The 19,260-nt window shown below is 69.1% G+C and carries 20 protein-coding genes; 12 read left to right on the forward strand and 8 right to left on the reverse strand.

Annotated elements, in window-relative coordinates; translation table 11 throughout:
* Positions 1–3 precede the first annotated feature (3 nt).
* The 5 genes from ACSTA4_RS02970 (at position 4) to ACSTA4_RS02990 (ending at position 5,942) form a co-directional block, all read left to right on the forward strand.
* Positions 4–627 (forward strand): isochorismatase family protein, encoded by a 624-nt coding sequence (locus ACSTA4_RS02970; protein WP_444962341.1) that lies wholly within the window; start codon positions 4–6, stop codon positions 625–627.
* Positions 624–2,543, forward strand: a complete 1,920-nt coding sequence (locus ACSTA4_RS02975) for an anthranilate synthase family protein (protein WP_444962342.1) — start codon at positions 624–626, stop codon at positions 2,541–2,543. Before ACSTA4_RS02970 ends, ACSTA4_RS02975 begins: the two co-directional genes overlap by 4 nt.
* Entirely contained in the window at positions 2,540–3,406 is an 867-nt protein-coding gene (locus ACSTA4_RS02980; protein WP_444962343.1) for a PhzF family phenazine biosynthesis protein, read from the forward strand. The genes ACSTA4_RS02975 and ACSTA4_RS02980 overlap by 4 nt, the downstream gene beginning before the upstream one ends.
* A gap of 18 nt (positions 3,407–3,424) precedes the next feature.
* Positions 3,425–4,063 carry a phenazine biosynthesis FMN-dependent oxidase PhzG gene (gene phzG / locus ACSTA4_RS02985; RefSeq protein ID WP_444962344.1) on the forward strand — a complete coding sequence of 213 codons (639 nt, stop codon included), beginning with the start codon at positions 3,425–3,427 and terminating at the stop codon, positions 4,061–4,063.
* A 253-nt stretch (positions 4,064–4,316) separates the two neighbouring features.
* Positions 4,317–5,942, forward strand: coding sequence for a flavin-containing monooxygenase (locus ACSTA4_RS02990; RefSeq protein WP_444962345.1), 1,626 nt, complete (start codon positions 4,317–4,319; stop codon positions 5,940–5,942).
* Between the two features lie 50 nt (positions 5,943–5,992).
* On the opposite strand, the gene ACSTA4_RS02995 is transcribed toward ACSTA4_RS02990, so the two are convergent.
* The 3 genes from ACSTA4_RS02995 to ACSTA4_RS03005 all read right to left on the reverse strand — a co-directional run bounded on the left by ACSTA4_RS02995 (position 5,993) and on the right by ACSTA4_RS03005 (position 9,835).
* Positions 5,993–6,694, reverse strand: a complete 702-nt coding sequence (locus tag ACSTA4_RS02995) for an FMN-dependent NADH-azoreductase (protein WP_444962346.1) — start codon at positions 6,692–6,694, stop codon at positions 5,993–5,995.
* Between the two features lie 289 nt (positions 6,695–6,983).
* On the reverse strand, positions 6,984–7,871 hold the full coding sequence (locus ACSTA4_RS03000; RefSeq protein WP_444962347.1) for a sigma-70 family RNA polymerase sigma factor: 888 nt from the start codon (positions 7,869–7,871) through the stop codon (positions 6,984–6,986).
* A 548-nt stretch (positions 7,872–8,419) separates the two neighbouring features.
* On the reverse strand, positions 8,420–9,835 hold the full coding sequence (locus ACSTA4_RS03005; protein WP_444962348.1) for a DUF6177 family protein: 1,416 nt from the start codon (positions 9,833–9,835) through the stop codon (positions 8,420–8,422).
* Between the two features lie 198 nt (positions 9,836–10,033).
* Between ACSTA4_RS03005 and ACSTA4_RS03010 the strand changes: the two genes are divergently transcribed.
* The 4 genes from ACSTA4_RS03010 (at position 10,034) to ACSTA4_RS03025 (ending at position 14,044) form a co-directional block, all read left to right on the forward strand.
* Positions 10,034–10,501 carry a hypothetical protein gene (locus ACSTA4_RS03010; protein ID WP_444962349.1) on the forward strand — a complete coding sequence of 156 codons (468 nt, stop codon included), beginning with the start codon at positions 10,034–10,036 and terminating at the stop codon, positions 10,499–10,501.
* Positions 10,498–10,851, forward strand: coding sequence for a DUF6507 family protein (locus ACSTA4_RS03015; RefSeq protein ID WP_248773362.1), 354 nt, complete (start codon positions 10,498–10,500; stop codon positions 10,849–10,851). The genes ACSTA4_RS03010 and ACSTA4_RS03015 overlap by 4 nt, the downstream gene beginning before the upstream one ends.
* Positions 10,852–10,983: 132 nt before the next feature.
* Positions 10,984–13,527 (forward strand): hypothetical protein, encoded by a 2,544-nt coding sequence (locus ACSTA4_RS03020; protein WP_444962350.1) that lies wholly within the window; start codon positions 10,984–10,986, stop codon positions 13,525–13,527.
* 28 nt (positions 13,528–13,555) lie between these two features.
* Positions 13,556–14,044 carry a hypothetical protein gene (locus ACSTA4_RS03025; protein WP_444962351.1) on the forward strand — a complete coding sequence of 163 codons (489 nt, stop codon included), beginning with the start codon at positions 13,556–13,558 and terminating at the stop codon, positions 14,042–14,044.
* Positions 14,045–14,148: 104 nt separating this feature from the next.
* Here ACSTA4_RS03025 and ACSTA4_RS03030 read toward each other — a convergent pair whose 3' ends face one another.
* Complete coding sequence (locus ACSTA4_RS03030; protein WP_444962352.1) at positions 14,149–14,532, reverse strand: nuclear transport factor 2 family protein; 384 nt, start codon at positions 14,530–14,532, stop codon at positions 14,149–14,151.
* Between the two features lie 308 nt (positions 14,533–14,840).
* Here ACSTA4_RS03030 and ACSTA4_RS03035 point away from each other — a divergent pair, with 308 nt between their 5' ends.
* From ACSTA4_RS03035 to ACSTA4_RS03045, 3 genes are all read left to right on the forward strand, one after another.
* Positions 14,841–15,296 (forward strand): hypothetical protein, encoded by a 456-nt coding sequence (locus ACSTA4_RS03035; protein ID WP_444962353.1) that lies wholly within the window; start codon positions 14,841–14,843, stop codon positions 15,294–15,296.
* Between the two features lie 200 nt (positions 15,297–15,496).
* The gene (locus ACSTA4_RS03040) at positions 15,497–15,970 is read left to right on the forward strand and encodes a hypothetical protein (RefSeq protein WP_444962354.1); all 474 of its coding nucleotides are present in this window, start codon (positions 15,497–15,499) and stop codon (positions 15,968–15,970) included.
* A 100-nt stretch (positions 15,971–16,070) separates the two neighbouring features.
* The gene (locus tag ACSTA4_RS03045; RefSeq protein ID WP_444962355.1) at positions 16,071–16,529 is read left to right on the forward strand and encodes a hypothetical protein; all 459 of its coding nucleotides are present in this window, start codon (positions 16,071–16,073) and stop codon (positions 16,527–16,529) included.
* Positions 16,530–16,752: 223 nt separating this feature from the next.
* Here the strand turns inward: ACSTA4_RS03045 and ACSTA4_RS03050 are convergent, their stop codons facing one another.
* The 4 genes from ACSTA4_RS03050 to ACSTA4_RS03065 form a co-directional block, all read right to left on the reverse strand.
* Positions 16,753–17,259, reverse strand: coding sequence for an ATP-binding protein (locus ACSTA4_RS03050; RefSeq protein ID WP_444962356.1), 507 nt, complete (start codon positions 17,257–17,259; stop codon positions 16,753–16,755).
* The gene (locus tag ACSTA4_RS03055; RefSeq protein WP_444962357.1) at positions 17,256–17,813 is read right to left on the reverse strand and encodes a hypothetical protein; all 558 of its coding nucleotides are present in this window, start codon (positions 17,811–17,813) and stop codon (positions 17,256–17,258) included. The genes ACSTA4_RS03050 and ACSTA4_RS03055 overlap by 4 nt, the downstream gene beginning before the upstream one ends.
* A gap of 205 nt (positions 17,814–18,018) precedes the next feature.
* Positions 18,019–18,204 carry a DUF397 domain-containing protein gene (locus ACSTA4_RS03060; RefSeq protein WP_358416423.1) on the reverse strand — a complete coding sequence of 62 codons (186 nt, stop codon included), beginning with the start codon at positions 18,202–18,204 and terminating at the stop codon, positions 18,019–18,021.
* Complete coding sequence (locus ACSTA4_RS03065; protein ID WP_444962358.1) at positions 18,191–19,015, reverse strand: helix-turn-helix domain-containing protein; 825 nt, start codon at positions 19,013–19,015, stop codon at positions 18,191–18,193. The genes ACSTA4_RS03060 and ACSTA4_RS03065 overlap by 14 nt, the downstream gene beginning before the upstream one ends.
* Between the last annotated feature and the right edge of the window lie 245 nt (positions 19,016–19,260).

A 19,260-nucleotide genomic window follows, 5' to 3' on the forward strand; every position in this document is an offset into this window, starting at 1 on the left:
AACATGCCCGGTATCCCCGCCATCGAGCCCTACGCGCTCCCGGCCACTGGCGACCTCCCCGAGAACACCGCCCGGTGGGTGCCCGACCCCTCCCGCGCTGTCCTCCTCGTCCACGACATGCAGCGCTTCTTCCTCAAACCCTTCCCCGAACAGGTGCGCGACGAGCTGGTCGGCAACATCGCCCTCCTGCGCGAGCGCGGCGCCCGGCTCGGCGTCCCCGTCGGTTACACGGCCCAGCCGGGCAGCATGAGCGACGAGCAGCGCGGCCTCCTCAAGGACTTCTGGGGTCCGGGCATGCGCAGGTCCCCCGAGGACAGGCTCGTGGTGGACGAACTGGCCCCCTCGCCCGACGACTGGGTGTTCACCAAGCTCAGGTACAGCGCGTTCCACAAGTCGGACCTGCTGGAGCGGATGCGGGCCGCCGGGCGCGACCAGCTCGTGGTCTGCGGCGTGTACGCGCACGTCGGGGTCCTGATGACGGCGGTCGAGGCCTACACCAACGACATCCAGACCTTCCTGGTCGCCGACGCCGTCGCGGACTTCAACGCCGACTACCACCGCATGGCCGTCCGGTACGCCGCCGAGCGCTGCGCGGTCGTGCTGCCGGCCAAGGAGGTGTTCGCGTGAACGCGCCGGACACGGCGCCACGGGCCGGGGCGGAGGGGGACGCACTCCTGCGCACCGTCCTGGGAACGGAGCGGCCGCCCCCCTTCGCCCTGCTCGTGCGCTCCGGCGGCGACGGGCCCGGCCGAGTGGACGTGCTGACCGGAGAGGTGTCCGCCGTCCCGGGGACCGCCGACATCCCCCTGCCCGACCTGACCGGGAGGGGCGCGGGCGCGGAGCGCCACGACGTGCTGGCCCTCATCCCCTACCGGCAGATCACCGAGCGCGGCTTCGGCTGCAACGACGACGAGGCGCCCCTGCTCGTCATGACGGTCACCGGCCAGGAGACGCTGCCGGTCTCCCGGGCCATGGACCTCATCCCCGACCTGCCCGTCGCCCTGTCCGGCGGCCGGTTCGACGTCGGCGACGAGGACTACGCCGAGACCGTCCGCAGGGTGGTCAAGGAGGTGATCGGGGAGGGCGAGGGCGCGAACTTCGTGATCAGGCGCTCCTTCGTCGCCGACATCGGGGAGTACACCCCGCACAAGGCCCTGGCCGTCTTCCGCCGACTGCTCCGGGTAGAGGTGGGCGCCTACTGGACCTTCGTCGTCCACACCGGCGAGCGGACCTTCGTCGGCGCCACCCCCGAGCGCCACGTCACCCTCCGGCGGGGGCTCGCCACCATGAACCCCATCAGCGGCACCTACCGCTATCCCCCCTCGGGCCCCTCGCTGCCCGAGGTCATGGACTTCCTCGCCAACCAGAAGGAGTCGGACGAGCTCTACATGGTCCTGGACGAGGAGCTCAAGATGATGACGCGCATCTGCGAGCCGGGCGTGCACGTGTCGGGGCCCCACCTCAAGCAGATGGCGCGGCTCGCGCACACCGAGTACTTCATCGAGGGAGAGACCCGCCGCGACGTCCGCGACATCCTCCGGGAGACGATGTTCGCCCCCACCGTCACCGGCAGTCCGCTGGAGAACGCCTGCCGCGTCATCCAGAACTACGAGGAGGGCGGGCGCGGCTACTACAGCGGCGTCCTGGCCCTCGTCGGAAGCGACGCGTCCGGCGAACGCACCCTGGACTCGTCGATCCTCATCCGCACCGCCGACATCGACGACCGCGGAAGGATGGCCATCGGCGTCGGCTCCACCCTCGTTCGCCACTCCGACCCCGTGTCGGAGGTGGCCGAGACCCACGCCAAGGCCGCCGGGCTCCTCGCGGCGGTGGAGAGCGGCGGGGCCGGGGGCCTGGACACCCACCCCGACATCCGCGACGCGCTGGTCAGGCGCAACGCGAACATCGCCGACTTCTGGCTGCTGGGCGAGGACCACCGGGGCGGCGCGGAGTTCCCCGGGCTGGCCGGGTGCCGGACGCTGATCGTCGACGCGGAGGACACCTTCACGTCGATGCTCGACCACCAGTGCCGCGACATGGGCATGTCCGTCACGGTCGTGCGCCACGACGACGCCCCCTCCTTCGACGGCTACGACTTCGTCGTGCTCGGCCCCGGCCCGGGCGACCCGCGCGACCCCGCCCACCCCAAGATGGCCAACATGCGGGCGGCGGCGCGGGCCCTGCTCGCCGAACGCAGGCCCTTCCTGGCGGTCTGCCTGAGCCACCAGGTCCTCAGCGCCGGACTCGGGTTCGAGATCCGGCGGCGCCCCTCGCCCAACCAGGGCGTGCAGAAGGAGGTCGACCTCTTCGGCGACCGCCAGCGCGTGGGCTTCTACAACACCTTCGCGGCCTGGTCGGAGGCGGACGCGGTCGAGGTGGACGGCGTCGGCGCGGTGGAGGTCTGCCGCGACCCCGCCTCGGGGGAGGTGCACGCCCTGCGGGGGCCGCGCTTCTCCTCCCTCCAGTTCCACGCCGAGTCCGTTCTCACCCAGAACGGCCCCCACATCCTCGGTTCGTTCATAGGAAGGACGTTGAACGCATGAGCGGCAGTCCGGCGCTCCTGGAAAGGGCGCACTCCTACGTCGTCGTCGACGCGTTCACCGATAAGCCCCTGGCGGGCAACCCCGTCGCGGTCTTCTTCGGGGCCGAGGACCTCTCGGCCCCGCGCATGCAGAGCATCGCCCGGGAGATGAACCTGTCGGAGGTGACGTTCGTGCTGCCCCCCAAGCAGGGCGGCGACGCGCACATCCGCATCTTCACCCCGGTCAACGAGCTGCCCTTCGCGGGGCACCCCCTCCTCGGCACCGCGGTCGCCCTCGGCGACTCCGCCGAGGAGGACCGGCTCCGGCTGGAGACGGCCATGGGGATCGTGGACTTCGACCTCGAACGCGCCGACGGCAGGGTGGTCGCCGCCGCGATGGAGCAGCCGATCCCGACCTGGGAGCCGTTCGACCGGGTCGACGAGCTGCTCGCCGCCCTCGGGGTGCCCGAACCGGAGACCCCCGTCGAGATCTACACCAACGGTCCCCGGCACGTCTTCGTCGGTCTGCGGAGCATCCCGGCGCTGTCCGAGGTCAACCCCGACCACCGGGCCCTGGCCGCCTTCCCCGACATGGCGACCAACTGCTTCGCCGGTTACGGGACGCACTGGCGCAGCCGCATGTTCTCCCCCGCCTACGGGGTGGTCGAGGACGCGGCGACCGGGTCCGCCGCGGGACCGCTCGCCATCCACGTCGCCCGCCACGGCCACGCCCAGTACGGCCAGTGGATCGACATCCACCAGGGCGTGGAGATCGGGCGGCACTCACTGATGCGGGCCCGTGCCAGGGGCAACGGCGACCGCGTCACCGAGGTCCGGGTCAAGGGCAGCGGCGTCACCGTCGCCAGCGGGACCATCTACGTCTAGACAGTCGCGGGAGCACGCGTGAGCAGCAGGTTCGAGACCCTGACCGGTGAGATGCAAGGGGGCTTCCCCGAGTACGAGACGCCTCCGGCCGCCCCCATGGGGCTGGTCGGGCAGTGGGTCGACGCGGCCAGGCAGAGGAAGGTGAGGGAACCGCTGTCCCTGGCGCTGGCCACGGCGGACGCCAAGGGCCGTGCCTCCAACCGGATGGTCGCCGTCATCGACGTGTCGGACCGGGGCCTGGTCTTCACCACCCACAGCTCCAGTCAGAAGGGGCGGGAGATCGCGGCCACCGGCTGGGCCTCCGGGCTGCTGTACTGGCGCGAGACCGCCCAGCAGGTGATCGTCTCCGGGCCGGTGGAGCCGCTGCCCGAGGCGGAGTCGGACCGGCTCTGGGCCGCCCGGCCGCCGCAGCTGTACCCGATGACGACGGCGTCCCGGCAGAGCGAGCCCCTCGACGACGTGCCGGGCCTCCTCGAACGGGCCCGGAGGCTGGCGGAGGAGGGCGGCCACTCCCTGCCCAGACCCGAGCGGTTCGTCGGCTACCGCCTCGAACCGGACACGGTCGAGTTCTGGGCCGCCGACCGCGAACGGCTGCACCGCAGGCTGCGCTACGACCGCGCCCCGGACGGCTGGGAGGTCGTGCGGCTCCAGCCCTGAGCCGTCCCCCGCCGTCCCCCGCCGTCCCACGCCGTCCCGCCACGTCCCCCGACGTCCCTCCGAACGGCGCGGGCCCCTCGCCCCGGACCGGCGTCCCCACCGACAACGCGGGCCCCTGCCCCAGCCCGGCGTCCCCGGGTCCCTGCCCCAGCCCGGCGTCCCCGGGCCCCGGCCCTACCCCGCCGGGGGCCCGGACCCCATCCCCGCTCGAACACCATCCCTCTCCCCCCACACGATCGTGAGGAACTGTCCCGTGACCAACCTGAAGAACACCGATCTCGACGCGATCGTCATCGGTGCCGGGTTCGCCGGCATCTACGCGCTGCACAAGCTCCGCAACGAACTGGGTCTGTCCGTCCGGGTCTTCGACAAGGCGGGCGGGGTCGGGGGCACCTGGTACTGGAACCGCTACCCCGGCGCCATGTCCGACAGCGAGGGCTTCATCTACCAGTACTCCTTCGACCGCGACCTGCTGCGGGAGTGGACCTGGAAGAAGCGCTACCTGTCCCAGGCCGAGATCCTGGGCTACCTGGAGGCGGTCGTGGAGCGGCACGACCTCGCCCGGGACATCCAGCTCAACACCGGCGTCGAGACGCTGGTCTACGACGAGGCCGACGCCCTGTGGACCGCGACCACCAGCGGGGGCGAGACCCTCACCGCCCGCTACGTGGTGACCGCCCTCGGGCCGCTGTCCACCTCCCACTTCCCCGAGTTCAAGGGCCGCGACAGCTTCCGGGGCCGCCTGGTCCACACCGGCTCCTGGCCCGACGACCTCGACATCGAGGGCAAGAGGGTCGGCGTCATCGGCACCGGCTCCACCGGAACCCAGTTCATCTGCGCGGCCTCCAAACTCGCCGGGCAGCTCACCGTGTTCCAGCGGACCCCCCAGTACAACGTGCCCTCGGGCAACACCGAGGTGGACGAGGCCTACTTCACCGACCTGCGCGGCCGCTACGACCAGGTCTGGGAGCAGGCCAAGAAGTCGCGCGTGGCGTGCGGCTTCGAGGAGAGCGAGACCGCCGCGGTGAGCGTCTCCGAGGAGGAGCGCCAGCGGGTCTTCCAGGAGAACTGGGACCGGGGCAACGGCTTCCGCTTCATGTTCGGCACCTTCTCCGACATCATCTTCGACCCCAAGGCCAACGAGGCGGCGGCCGACTTCATCCGGTCCAAGATCCGGGAGATCGTCAAGGACCCGGAGACCGCCCGCAAGCTCCAGCCGACCGACTACTACGCCAAGCGCCCGGTCTGCAACGAGGACTACTACGAGTCCTACAACCGGGACAACGTCAGCCTGGTGAGCCTCAAGGAGACCCCGATCCGGGAGTTCACCCCCACGGGGATCGTGACCGAGGACGGGGTGGAGCACGAGCTGGACGTCGTCGTCTTCGCGACCGGCTTCGAGGCCGTCGAGGGCAGCTACCGGCAGATGGACATCCGCGGCCGGGGCGGCGTGACCATCGAGGACCACTGGGGGGACGCGCCCTCCAGCTACCTCGGGGTCAACGTCTCGGGCTTCCCCAACATGTTCATGGTCTACGGCCCCAACAGCGTCTTCAGCAACCTGCCCACGGCCATCGAGACCCAGGTCGAGTGGATCACCGACCTGGTCCGGATGATGGAGGAGCGCGACCTGACCTCCATCGAGCCGACCCCGGAGGCGGAGGAGGGCTGGACCGAGCTGTGCGCGCAGATCGCCGACCGCTCCCTGTTCCCCAAGGTCGACTCCTGGATCTTCGGGGCGAACATCCCGGGCAGGAAGAATCGGGTCCTGTTCTACTTCGCGGGGCTCGGCAACTACCGCCAGAAGCTCGGTGAGGTGGCCGCGGCCGACTACGAGGGCTTCATGCTCAAGGGCAACCCCTCGGCGGTGACCGCCTGACGGCGGCGGCGCCCGGTCGGCGCGGTCGGCCGACCGGGCGCCGCTCCGTGTCAGCGCACCGCGGGCTCGCGCGGCGCCAGCAGCGCGGGCAGGCGGGTCACCCGCTCCTCCGCCTCCGCCAGGGAACGCGCGGCCATGTCCTGGAACTCCGCCAGTTCGGGGACGTCCGAGGCCCTGGTCATCTCGGCGTGGACGACGTGCACGTTCTCACCGGCGATGCCCAGGCCCTCCAGGTACATGCGCATGTAGGGCGTCTGGAAGTCGAACGCCTCCTTGGGCGAACCCGGCCCGTAGCCCCCTCCGCGCGCGGCGACCACCACGGCCCGGGCGTCGCGCAGCAGCGACTCCCCGGTGCGGGAGTCCTTGAAGGCGCCGGGGAAGGTGATCCTGTCGATCCACGCCTTGAGCGAGGCCGGGACCGTGTAGTTGTACATCGGGAGGCCGATCAGCAGGGTGTCCGCGTCCAGGACCTCCTCGATCAGGGGCAGGGTCCCCGCCCACTCCCGCTGCTCGGACGGCGACTCGGCCATGGCCGTCACCGTCGTCAGCGGCAGGGTCCCCCGCCTCTCCACCCGCTGGGCGAAGGAGCAGTAGGTGGCGGTGACCAGCGGCACCGGTTCGGCGGCCAGGTCCCGGTAGCGGTATCCCCCGTCCCCGTGCAGCCGTCGCCACTCCCTGGCGAACAGGCCGGTCAGGTACCTGCTCACCGAGTGGTCCGAGTGGCTGGAGTCCAGGTGCAGCAAAGACGTCATCGTTCTCCCCCGTTCGGCGCGTGGCCGTCGTGTTCCGCGCGGTTCCGGGCGCGGACGTGCGTGCGGATGCGGTGGGGCACGCGACTCGTCCCCCGTGGATGTCGTCGCTGAGTGCTCCTACCCCTATGACGGAGAGCGACGGGGAAAGGTGACCGGAGGGAGAGGGGACGGGGATCGTCGGACGGTTCGGGAGAGACGCCGCGAGCAGCGCCGACACCGCCGCGGCCGCCCGCCCGCCGGTCCCGGGACCGGTCGGCGGACGTCGCGGCCGGTGTGCGCTGGGTCACCGCTACGCCGGGTCGGCCACGGAGATCTCCAGCTCCCGCAGGCGTTCCGGGGCGCCGATGATCTCGATCCCGCTGACGCGGTCGCCGCGGACGGTGATCTCCAGTACGAACAGGAGCCGGCCGCCGGGGGCGACGACCGCCCCGGGCATGCCGTTGACGAGCGCGGGACGGGCGAAGCGGGTCCTGCGGACGTTGTTGGCGGTCTCCCCGGCGACCTGGCGCGCACCGCGCAGCACCGCGGGCTCGCGCAGCCGGAGGGCCTGCGGGTCCGCCCGCCGCACGACGTCGGGGGCCAGGACCTTCAGCAGGCCGTCCAGGTCGCCCGCGCGCGAGGCGTCGAGGAAGGCGTCCACGACCTCGCGCTGCCGTGTGAGGTCCGGTTCGGGGACGCTCGTGGTGCCCTGCACCCTCTGCCGCGCCCGGCTCGCCATCTTCTTGGCCGCGGTCGGGGTGCGCTCGACGATCTCGGCGATCTCGACGAAGGGGACGGCGAACAGGTCGTGCAGGACGAAGGCGACGCGCTCGGCGGGGCTGAGCCTGTCCAGCACGACGAGCAGGGCCAGGCCCACGGAGTCGGCCAGCACCGCCTCGCCCTCGGGGTCCGCGATCCGGTCCTGGGCGAGCAGCGGCTCGATGTCGCTGACGTCCATGAACTCCTCGCGGCGGCTCTTGCGCGAGCGCAGCATGTCGAGGCAGACGCGTCCGACGATCGTGGTCAGCCACCCCGTCATGTTGGAGACCTCGCCGAAGTCCCCCCGGCACGCCCGGATCCACGTCTCCTGGAGGGCGTCGTCCGCCTCGGCGGCCGACCCGAGCATGCGGAAGGCGACTCCGCGCAGATGTCTACGGGAGCGTTCGAAGTGATCCGCCAGCTCGATCTGGCCGTCCATCGTTCACCTTTCCTTCGCCCGTGGCCGCTGCGCGTGCGCGTTTCGAAAGCGCGATAAAAGAGGAATGCGGCTGTAGGCATTGAATTACCGGTATGGGTGGAATTAGTGCTTCGTGGCGGGGCGGGGGTGGTCGTCCTGGCTTCCCTCCTGGCGCCGCCAGGCCGGCCCCGCCCCGGCTCCGGGCGGTGTGAGCAGCGGATACGCGGTCGGTTCCGGCGGGACTGTCGTACTCGGGGGATCGTGATCCGGGTGCGTGGGGCGGTGGGGATTCCGGCCGCTTCGGGCTGATCCTCTTCATCCTAATCGGGTGGAGAGGGGTGCCACATGAGGGATCGCCGCTGGAGTATTCGCGCACTACAGCGTGTTTATGCCGCTGCGGTACGCGCCGGATTCCCGCCTCCGGCGACACGGCTCTCAGCGGTCACGGGGCCGGGGCGGGCCGTGTCGCCGGAGGCCGGGGGCCACGGGCCGCGGTGTCCGGGGGCCGAGCCCCGCGGGTCGGGCCGGGGGCCGGGGGCGGGAACCGGGCCGGGGGCGGTAGCCGTAGGTCAGGGGCCGCTTCGGGAGCCCTGGCCGGGCGCCCCGTCGGACGCCGCCGCCAGGTGCCGCAGCTGCGCGGCCACGGCACGGCTCCGGAGGCTGCGCGGCGCGTCCTCGGGCACGGGGTACCAGACCGCGGGGGCCTCCTCCCCGCCCAGCAGGGTGCCGGGGAGCGGTCCGCGCAGGGCGTGTTCCACGCCCGCACGGCGAACCCCGTCCGGCCCGAGGGCCGTGCCGACCGGGACTGCGAGCCCGTGCCAGCGGGGTTCGTACGTGACGTCGCGGCGTCCGCGCGCCCCGCGCACGTGGAGCACGTCCAGCAGGTCCTCCGCGGCGAGGGCAGCCACGAGGTCGGGGAGCCTGTCGAGGGGCGGCACCGAACCCTCCCCGTAACCGACGGCCATGGAGATCCGCTCGATGCCCCGGCCCCCGCCCCAGCCCACGCGGACGCCGCCGGTGAACGGGTGACCCGCCCCGTGCGGTCCGGAGAACTGGAGGATCGATCCCTTCGGCGCACGGTGGCGCGCCAGCCGCACCAGCCGCTCGCGGTCCCAGGGGGCGAGCGCGGGTTCGTGCTCGCCCCACCCGGCGGGCAGCGTTCCGGCCAGGTGCTCGGCGACCACCTCCACGGCCCGGCCCAGGGGAGGGGCGAAGGACGCGCGGTGGCGCACCGACAGGTCCACGACCAGGTGCTCGTCCGTCGGGGAGTCGTCCAGGAACCCCTCAGCCGGTTCGGGCGCGCCCTCCTCCGGCGGAACGGGAACGTAGGCGTGCACGGGGTCCCAGCGCAGCGGGACGCCGCTGACGCCGTCGAAATGTGCTCCGTCCTCGCCGCGCACGACCCAGCGGGCCAGCGGCTGGGTGATCAGGGTGCGCAGGGCGTAGGTGAGCCGGGAGGTCCTCGGGGTGAGCAGCTGGAACGCCGTGCCCCGCGCGCCGTGGACGGACACCGCGTCGAGGATCCAGGAGGAGAGGGGGACGACCTCGCGGTCCTGGGCGACGACCACCGCCTTCTCGACAGCGGCCTCGACGGCGGGGTGCCCGCTCTCCTCCCACAGGGAGAAGTCGGCGCGGCCCGAGGTCCATACGCTGCCGCCCAGCCGCAGGGCGAGGGCGTCGGCGAGCCGGTGGGCGGCCTCGCGCCCCGCCTCGTCGGGGCGGGCGCGGATCTCGGTCCACCAGCAGGTCTCGGGGAGGTTCACCGCGGCCTCCTCTCCGAGCAGCCGGGCGACCTCACCGCGCGACTCGACCAGCTGGGCGGGTTCGAGCGCGGCCAGGACGCGGCGGTCGGCGCCGCACAGCTGGAGGACGTTGCCGCTGTCCAGCGCCCGCACCAGCAGTTCGGTGCCGGTCTCGCGCAGGGCCCGGGAGATCGCGCTCATGCCGGGTTCCGCGGCGAGCAGGGCCACCACGTCGTAGCTCAACCGTTCTCCTTGGCGGTTCGGGGGATCGGGGGAGGAGCGGGGCCGGGAGGGACCGTTGCGCACCGTGTCAAGGAACGCGGTACCGAGACGGACATCCTGTGCGAAAAGCGCATCACTGTCTGTCGTTGGATACCGGCATAATACGCACAAAGGGGCAGCGTGGAGACGGGCGCCCGGGCGTGTGGGGGAGGGGGGCACGTGAAGTTCCAGCTGGTGGAGCCCGCGGAACCGCCGGAGGCTCCGGAGTCGGCGTCAGGCGCCGCGGCCGGTTCCACCTTCGTGCCCTCCGTACCCGGCTTCCCCGTCCTCGGAGCGCACGAAGAGTTGGCCGCGCGCATGCGTGACCGCAGTGAGGAGCTGGGCACCCGCCTGACCAGGATCATCGAGGCCGTCCGCCCCGCGATCCACCGGATGGAGGCGGGCATCGTCCGTGCGGAACGCGAACTGGCCGATTCCGGTCACGGTTGCGCCATCGAGCCGCCAGCCGGTTTCCGGGCCGACCGCTTCTCCGGTGGTGCGGGCCGCACGGCGACCGCGGAGTCGGCGGCCGTGACGGGTGCGGCCCCGGGGATCGCCACCGCCACTGCTCCGGAGGACGCTACGGCAGGCGGTCCGGCTCCGGAGGCGGCGGCCCCCGCCCCCGCGACGAACGAGGAGGACCGATGAGCGGCTGGGACATCGACGCGCCCTCGGTGGGCGTCGTGCTCAACGACGTGCTGGGCCAGGTGGGCGACGGCAGCGGCGACGCGCTGGACGGTTCGCTGACCACCACCGGCGACGAGATCCTCGGCGCCGCCACCGCCGCGTGCAGCGGGCCGGTGGAATCAGAGCTGTACTACTTCCTGGAGCACGTCGGCGGCATGGCCGAGGAGATGGTCGCTCGTGCGGGTTCGGCGATGGAGGGGTGTGCGCTCGCCGTGGACGCCTACCTCCTGGGCGACGAGGAGATGGCCGCCGAGGCGCAGGGCAACGCCGGTTCGATCGACACCTACGACCCCCTCAACCCTCCCGTGTGACCCGAGGGCCGCCCCCGGCCCCCGCCGTGCACGGGCGTCCCCGGCCCCACCGGTTTCCCCGGTCGCCACCCCGCCCCCCGAAGCCCCCGTTCCCCCACCACTCCCGGAGCTGACGTGCCTCCCGTCGACGTGATGAGTCCCGTCCCCGATCCCCGCAACCAGCAGCCACTGGACCTGGACTTCGAGATCCTCATCGTCCCCGACGCCATCCCGATCCCCGGAACCTCCGTGGAGATCCTCCAGGCTGCCGTCTCGGCCATGCGCACGGCCGCGGGTGAGGTCGCGGAGGGAGGCGAGGGCATCGAGTCCACCTGGCAGGGGTTGCAGCCCCACTACACCGCGCCCGAGTCCGAGACCCTGTTCGCCGCGATGGGCCCGGTGGCCGCCAAGGGTGGGACCATCCTGGACGACGTCACCACGGTCGCCAGCGCGCTGGACACCTTCGCCGACGCGGCACAGACCGCAAAGACCACCCTCAACACGCTCAAGGACGAGGCCACGACCTTCGCCGAGGAGATGAGGGGCGATGAGAACTGGAGCAGCAACCCTCTCGACTACGCGGAGAACCGCAGGCTGAAACTCCAGGTCAACGGGGTCTGGGCTACGTTCCAGGAGGCGGAGCGGACCTGCGCCAACGCCATCTCGGCCGTCTCGGGTTCGGGCAACTCCTACGTCGCGGCCAGCGGAGAAGCACCGGGCGCGGGTGAGATCGTCTACGGCCTGGACCCGGACGACGTGCCGGACGTGGCCTACGACCTCACCAGCCTCGCCGACTGGCAGCGGGCGATGGAGGACACCTGGCACCAGCTGGAGTACTCGGAGAAGCCCTGGCCCGCGGACTGGGCGACCGACGCCTTCATGGCCCAGTGGGACAACTTCGGTCCCGGCATGCTCTGGGACGTGGGCGTGGGGGCGGTCGCCTGGACCGGCCTGTGGCGCGAGGGCAGCGGGTGGGCCAACAGCGTCGGTGAGGCCACGGACAACTTCTTCACGAACAAGCGGGAGACGATCGAAGGGCTCGGCTCGCTCACCGGGCTCTACGGCGAGGACGGGTGGATGAACCCGTTCGACTCGGGCGAGCGCTCCGGCGAGACGTGGCGGGCCAACGCGGGTGCGGCCTGGACCGAGGTGGTGCACGACATCGTGCCGTGGCGGGAGTGGGAGGACCGGCCCGCGTACACGGTCTACACCGGGGCCGGGAACGCGGCACTGGCCGTGGTGTCCCTCCCGGCCAGGGGCGGGACGATCCTGGCCAACCTCAGCCGGGGCGGCTCGGGTCTGCCCGACCTCGACCCGGTGGACCGGCCCGAGGTGGTGTGGGAGCCGGGCGCGGCTGCGCGGCCGGGGTTCAGCCTGTCGCAGACGTTCAGCGACATCAGCGGGAACTTCTCCGACACCACGGAGGGCTTCGGGGCGGGGTTCGGGGACCTGTCGGCGATGATCGACCGCTTCTCGGCGGGCGGTCCGGTGGGCGGTGGCGTTCCGGGGGGAGGCGGTGGTTCGGACCTGCCGGTCTTCGTTCCGGAGCCGGGTGCACCGGGGGCCGAGCGTCCCGTCACCGTGCCGGTCGCCGGGGACCCCTCCGGCGACCCGGACCGGCCGCGCCGTGGGGACGAGGACCGGCCCTCACGGGTTCCGCACCGTCTCGACGCGCCGAGCGCCGAGCGCTGGCCGGAGATGGAGGAGTTCCTGGACTCCGAGCACCGGCGTGGGGACGACGAGCATTCCGTCGCGGACCGCGACCCGGAAACCTCCGAGGCCGACTCCTCCCGGCCGCTGGACGTCACGGCGGACGAGGGCTCAGGTGCCGTCCCGAACGACAGGCTGTTCTCTTCCCTCGGTCTGGACGCGGAGGAGATCGAGCGGGAGTACGAGAGGGACGTCGAACGGACGACGCAGCAGGTCGTCGACACGGTGGAGGAGTTCCGCGCGCTGCCCGCAGAGCGGCAACTTGAGTGGTTGCGCGTGAACCAGCTGGTCGGCGCCAACGTGGGAGGCCCGCAGAACTCCGACTTCGGCGGCTTCGGAAACGAGGACTTCGGGATCACCGCCTCCCACGACCCGAATTCGGGTAATGGCGGCGGCCCGCCCCGAACGCCCCAGGACGGCATCTCCAACACCGGTTTCACACCCGACGGCGGCAGCGACACCAGCCGGGGGGACACCACCGGAGGCCGTCCCGTTCCCGAGGTCAGCAGCAGTGATGGACTCGGTGGCGAGCGAGTTGAACATGGTGATGGCGAGGATAGTCCCAGTAACGATCTTGATAACGGCGGTGCTGGTACCGACGACTCCGAGCCAGTTGACCCCCGTGAACCCAGTAGGCCTGCGCTGCCCGAGAGGGTCATCAATGACTTGAGGGATTTTGATTCAAGAATAATGAAGTATGGCGATTCTGTGTTTATGCTCGACCGGTCCGGGCTCAAGCATATATTGGAGCGCCACCATCCTACATACTGGAACGGGTCCAAGAAGGCCGACCAGAGTTACTTTTTGCGAAGTATGAGCATCGACGATGTCGTGGACGCTATTGGGCAGGTGATGGATCAAGAAAAGGAGGAGCTGATCGAAAAGGGTTCGCTGGGGATGTACCAGATTTCCGGGGAGGTGGATGGGGAAAAGTTTCAGCTTGGGCTTAAAAACGGAAGGGTTGGGCAATTTTATCCTGTATACTAGGGAGTTCGGTCCATGGGAGGCGGGATGCATGTCTATCCGTATTGAATCGTTCCTGAGGAAAGCAGACGGGAATTTTGTTCCTGTTCGGTCATGGAAGGGTCCAGTTGGCGATACTGATTACCTGGAAGGGGCGCTGGAGCTAAATGTAAACGGAACCCCGTTGATCACCACAGCCATGTGGGACTACATCGATCAGCTGTGGGCCTACATCCTCAACTCTCTCGAAGAGCTTACTTCGAGCAAGTCGGCGCACACGTATTTTCCCGACCAGCCAATAAAATTGGAGATGAAGAGGATTGCTCCGGATCTGCTTCACGTATCCGTTAGTTCCCGGTCCGGGAAGTTTGATAACTCAACCCGGGTGCAGGAGGGGGATTTTGCTCGGGATTTGATCGATGCGGGAGAGGGTTTCTTCTCGCGGATGCGGGAGCTGGACCCTGCGGGTGGAAGTCAGTATGAGGTTGAAATCGAGAAGATCTTGGCGCTTCGCTCCGCTTACTCAAATCGGGGTTGCTAGTGTGCTGCTTATAGGCTCGTGAATCTGGGTTCTGCCAGCTCGGGACGGTCGACAAGTGCGCGCGAAAGAGCGCAGCGGGGTCGGGGCGGCCGGGCGACGGGGTGTCAGTCCCGGGCAGGGGTCGTGTGGGAGTGCACGCAGAGCCAGCCGTGCGGCGTGCGGTGGTAGACGTCGGTGGTCCACTCGTCGGCGTGGAACTCCCGGCCGCCGAAGTGCGCCGTGTTGGTCACCCGCGCCGTGACCACCGCCAGGTCGCCGTGGACGCGCACCCGCTCGGTGCCCTCGACCGGCCGCATCGCGCTGTGCGTCAGCGCGCCGGAGGCCACCAGCGACAGGAAGTCCTCCCGGGTTCCCACGCCGTCGCGGTCCACGAGCACCCAGTCCTCGGACACGAACCGGCCGATGGCCTCGGCGTCGTTCGCCACGACCGCCCGGCGCCACGCGGCCGCGAGGTCCAGCAGCTCCCGGACCTGGTTGCTCTCTGACACGCCGCCCCCCGAACCGCCGTCCCCGCTCCGACAACGGGATGGTCGCACGCGCGGCGGCGCGTCCGGGGTTCAGCCTGCCGCAGACGTTCAGTGACATCAGCGGGGACTTCTCCAACACCACGGAAACCTCCGAGGCGGACTCCTCCCGACCCCTGGACGTCACGGCTGATGAGGGCTCCTGTGCTGCCCCGAACGACTCTTTCCGACACCCCTATTGAGATCAAGGTCGAACACAAAGACCAAAATGGAGAAACAAGAAGAAGGACTTGCAGAAACATACCTCCTCATGGAATTCTTGGGAGAGCCGAGTGAATAAAGAAGCAGAGATCAATGCTACAAACAGGATTGGTCATATACTACTTCAAGCGGCACCGCATGGCTGGCAGGAAATTGAGTGCACTGTGGCCATGGTCAACAATATGGGTCAGATTTGGTCCCATGCCGTCATGCCCGATGGCGTGAAGCATGATTTTTATATCCCAGCCGAACTGTCTGTGCAGTTTCGTTCTCTTAGATCGGCGATGTACATTCCCGAGAAGGGGACATGGTTCTCGGCTAAGTATACCCTTGCACCCCCGTCGTCTTTCCGTGTCGGATACAACTTCGACCATGAGAAGGAGTTCAGTCAGCCCAGGCTCGACGCGGTTGACTACTACGAGGACCTTCAGGAGTTCCCTCGGAGCGCGGAGAACATACCACCCTGGCTTCAGGAGAAGATCAACGAGGCAGAAGTCCTCATCAACACACCCCGAAGCGAACCCTGAGTGCCAAAGAGGGGATGCTGTCCTGTCGACCCTCGAACATTCTACGAAGACGTTCGTTATTTTCCGCGCCTTGTCAACGAGATCCCTGAATGGTTGATGCAAAAGCTGAAGGAAGCCAAGCTGGTGAAGAGGGGGAAATAAGAGAAAGATGCTTTTTCTTGCCGAACGTGACGGAAAAAAATTTACTCGGAAGGGGATAAGTGGCGGAGTCTAGAAGAACTGCCTTGGGGCCTCTTGAGCAGGAGCAGCTCCTTCAGCAGATTGGAGGAGAGATTCTTACGGTCCTGGGGGATGGCTGGCATGAAGTCAAGTACACTGTCAACCTAATTGGGGGCTATTTGGAAGAAGATTTGGAAGTGGTGTACGGCGGTCGGGGGGTGGAGAAAGAGCGGGCTCCTCTGGCCACGATGCAATCGGTTAGAAAACTGCGTTCTGGTATGTATCGAGAGGGCAGGGGGACTTGGTATGGGATGCGTTACACAATCTCTCCGCCGGGGGATTACAGGGCAGAGTACATCTATGATGATGTGGACTTCGATTTTTCACCCCCTGCGGAAGCTTTCGTTCAAGACCTCGAATCTTTTCCGAGGACGAGTGGTTTCATTCCAGGCTGGCTTCAGATTGAGATTGAACGCGCGGAGGATGGGCAAGAACATCCGGAGACTAATAATTAGTTGCGCGTGAAGTTAATTGGAGCTCCTGGGGTTATTTTCGTCAGTACCAGGTCCGTCAGCAGCAGATCCCCTCTGATGACGGGGAGTAAGCTTGTCGCCTGTGCCCGTGCTGTACAACCCGTTGCTGGTCGGGAACGTTGACCCGGACCGGTTGAAGGAGGCCCTCGCCGGAGCGCTCGGTGTTTCCTTGGAGGGCGTTGACCTGGGGCATGAGGACGACCACGGGGCGCGCGACTGGGATGCGAAGGTGTTCACTGACTACTCGTCGCGGAACGGGGACGTCTCATATGGCTTGAGTGTCTTCGTGGCTGATGGCGTGCCGTCACCGCCGAGCGAGGAGCGGCTGTCCCTGGAACTGGCCCGTGCGCTCGCGATCGCTGTTCTTTTCCCGCCTGTGGAGAACATCCCCAGCCTGTGGAAGGTAGCCACGCCTCGCGGCGAGGTAGCGTACGCACGTCTCCACGAGCCCGAGCGCGATGGTGACGTGCTCAGGGTGACCGATGTCGAGATCCCGGTTCCTGAGCTTCCGGGAGCTACTGTTTCTCGGTTTCCGATGTGATCAGGAGGCTCCGGCTTCCGGTGCCGGTGGTGCAACCCGGCGAGCCGGGGCGGCCAGGCGGCGGAGTCAGGTCTTGGCGGGGTCGTGTGGGAGTGCACGCGGAGCCAGCCGTGCGGCGTGCGGTGGTGGACGTCGGTGGTCCACTCGTCGGTGTAGAACTTCCGGCCGCCCCAGTGCGGCGCGTCCGGGGGCGGAGTGCGCGGCGGCCCGCCCCCAGACGGGCTCAGTGGGTGAACACGAAGGGGCGCAGGCCGGGCGGCACGGCGGCGGGGTCCACGGGGAAGGCGGCCCACACGTGGGTGCCCAGGTCGGCCCAGGGCGCGAGGCGGTAGTGGCCCCAGGCGGCGGACAGGTTCTCGACCAGGAGCAGGCCGCGCTGGCCCTCGGCCCAGTCCCACTCGTCGGCCGTGCGCTGGTGCGGGACGGCCGGAACGCCGCCCCCGCCGCCGCAGTCGGACAGGCCCACGCGCAGGGTGGCTGGATCAGGCATCGACAGCGCGCGCAGGACCTCGCCGCCGGAGCGGCCCGAATCGGTGTACTTGCAGCAGTTGGCGAACAGCTCGCTGGTGACCAGCGTGAGCGTGTCCACCAGGTCGGGATCGAACCCGGCCAGGTCGCGGGCCAGGTCGGCGCGGACCTCGGAGAGCCGGGACAGCGCACCGGGGTAGACGCGGTGCTCCCAGTGGACGTGGGCGCGGCGGACAGCGGAGTCGAGGCCGGAGGCGGTCATGCCGGAACCCCCTGTCGCTGCTCGTCCCAGACCCGGATGAGGGAGGCCAGTTCGCCCCACTCGGCGTAGCGGGCGGGTTTGGCGGGTGTGGTGGGATCGGCGGGCCCGGCGGGGCGCACGACGCCGAAGCAGGGTGCGGGTTCGCCGAGCAGGTCGCCGCCGGGGTCGTCCCGCCACTGCTGGACAAGCGCGGCGGCGCGTTCCTGGACGAGGGCGAACGCGCGCCGGACCTCGTCCGTCTCCGGAGCGGGTTCGGCGCTGCGGGGCGCGGGAACGCGGGGCGCGGCGGAGGCGGTCAGGCGCTCGTGGGCGGCGAAGTAGGGGCGGACCAGGGCCACGTCCTCGGCCGGGATGACCTCGCGGGCGGGAGCCAGTTTCGGGATGGCGGGCTCGGAAGCGGAGACGGGCGGGGCCTCGGGAACGTAGCGGCGGACGCGGGCGGAGCGGCGTCGGCGGCGACCGGCCACCGTGGAGTGGCGTCCGCAGGGGACGGAGAGGAAGGCGATCAGCGGGCCGAGGGCACGGCTGAGAAGGGCAGCGCTAAACTGGCGCATGCTAGCAGTTCCTTTGGTTAAAGGTCTTGAAGTTGCTGGCCACGGCCCCGGACGGTTACATCCGTCGCGGGGTCATTTGAGTTGTGTGTTCGAGAGAGAGGATAAGGGGTGGTGGGAGCGGAATGCCAAAATACTGGGGAGTAATGTGGGGGGAGTGAGGAAACGGCCGACCAGAATTCTGGACGGCCGTTGTTATGTCCCGTTTTTAGGAGTTTGTGAGGGAGGTGCAGCTCAGGAACGCGGTCCAAGCCTCGGGGGTGTAGTCGAGGTGGCCGTGTTCGCGGTTCTGGGTGTCGCGGACGAGGACCGTCTGCCCCTCGGCTACCTCGACGCAGCTTCCCGAAGCGCCGCTGTAGCTGCTCTTGTGCCAGTGGGGTTCACGCTTCGTCATCGAGTTCTTCCTTGACCTTCCTGATCAGATCCCGGCTCGCACGGGGCGACAGGGCCTCCGACTGGAGAACGCCGAAGAGCGTCGCGCAGTGCTGCACCTGCATCATGTCATCCATGACTGCTTCGCCCTTCATGTGCTCCGCGGAGGCGATCGTGGGCTTGTCGGGGAAGGTGTAGAGCCGGAAGGGCCCGGAACCGCCCGGGTGGCACTCGGTCTCGGCGGGGATCACCTGGACACGGACCCTCTCCTCGTCGATCAGGGTCAGGACCCGCGTGATCTGCGCGCCCAGGACCTTCCGGCCGCCCCTGACGTGTCGGCGGAGCACCGCCTCCTCCAGCACGATTGACACCAGCGGCGGGTTCTCGCCCTCCAGCACCTCCTGGCGCTCCATTCGCAGGGTCACCATCTGCCCGATCTCCTTCGCGGAGAACCACGGGGCACTGTCGGTGAGGAGGTTCCTGGTGTACGACTCGCACTGCACGAGCCCCGGGAAGATCACCGGCTGGTACTCGCGCAGCTCGACCGCCTCGCGCTCCAGCTGGCCGACCTCGGTGTACCAGGGCGGTAGTGCGTCGGGCGTGTTCGCGGTGTTCCAGGCCTGCTTTATCGCACCGGAGGAGCCGAACAGTTCGTCCAACCTCTCGGCCTGTTCGACGGGCAGCTTGCGCTTGCCGCACTCCCAGGACGACATGGTGGACTGCGTCACCTTCAACGCCCGGGCGACCTGGGTTTGCTGCATCCCCACCGAGTCACGAACGCTCCTGAGTTTCTTTCCCAGGCGCACGCGCTTGGGGTCCAACTTGCGGCCCATTACGTCTCCCATGTCCGGGCTATCACCGTCATCACCCATGCAAGACCCAGGCGCGACCCGATAGGGCGGAGAACGACGAAGTGTGACCGTTCGGTGATATCCCTGGCGCGCCCGAACGGCCGTTGTTCATGGTGGTGCCGCGCGCCGCGGTGGTCGCGGCGGCGCGGAAAGGGAATTCAGGTGGGTGTGGTGATCCGTATCATTCCTGGTAAAAACGGTACTAATCGTCATTCCGACCCGTTGCC

The sequence above is a fragment of the Nocardiopsis sp. M1B1 genome (genome assembly GCF_052466615.1).

Bases quoted from the DNA above. Each gene is read 5' to 3' on its own strand.
- ACSTA4_RS02970 (WP_444962341.1), top strand. From the start codon at position 4: ATGCCCGGTATCCCCGCCATCGAGCCCTACGCGCTCCCGGCCACTGGC.
- ACSTA4_RS02980 (WP_444962343.1), top strand. From the start codon at position 2,540: ATGAGCGGCAGTCCGGCGCTCCTGGAAAGGGCGCACTCCTACGTCGTC.
- ACSTA4_RS02995 (WP_444962346.1), bottom strand. From the start codon at position 6,694: ATGACGTCTTTGCTGCACCTGGACTCCAGCCACTCGGACCACTCGGTG.
- ACSTA4_RS03000 (WP_444962347.1), bottom strand. From the start codon at position 7,871: ATGGACGGCCAGATCGAGCTGGCGGATCACTTCGAACGCTCCCGTAGA.
- ACSTA4_RS03015 (WP_248773362.1), top strand. From the start codon at position 10,498: ATGAGCGGCTGGGACATCGACGCGCCCTCGGTGGGCGTCGTGCTCAAC.
- ACSTA4_RS03020 (WP_444962350.1), top strand. From the start codon at position 10,984: ATGAGTCCCGTCCCCGATCCCCGCAACCAGCAGCCACTGGACCTGGAC.
- ACSTA4_RS03025 (WP_444962351.1), top strand. From the start codon at position 13,556: ATGTCTATCCGTATTGAATCGTTCCTGAGGAAAGCAGACGGGAATTTT.
- ACSTA4_RS03050 (WP_444962356.1), bottom strand. From the start codon at position 17,259: ATGACCGCCTCCGGCCTCGACTCCGCTGTCCGCCGCGCCCACGTCCAC.
- ACSTA4_RS03055 (WP_444962357.1), bottom strand. From the start codon at position 17,813: ATGCGCCAGTTTAGCGCTGCCCTTCTCAGCCGTGCCCTCGGCCCGCTG.
- ACSTA4_RS03060 (WP_358416423.1), bottom strand. From the start codon at position 18,204: ATGACGAAGCGTGAACCCCACTGGCACAAGAGCAGCTACAGCGGCGCT.
- ACSTA4_RS03065 (WP_444962358.1), bottom strand. From the start codon at position 19,015: ATGGGCCGCAAGTTGGACCCCAAGCGCGTGCGCCTGGGAAAGAAACTC.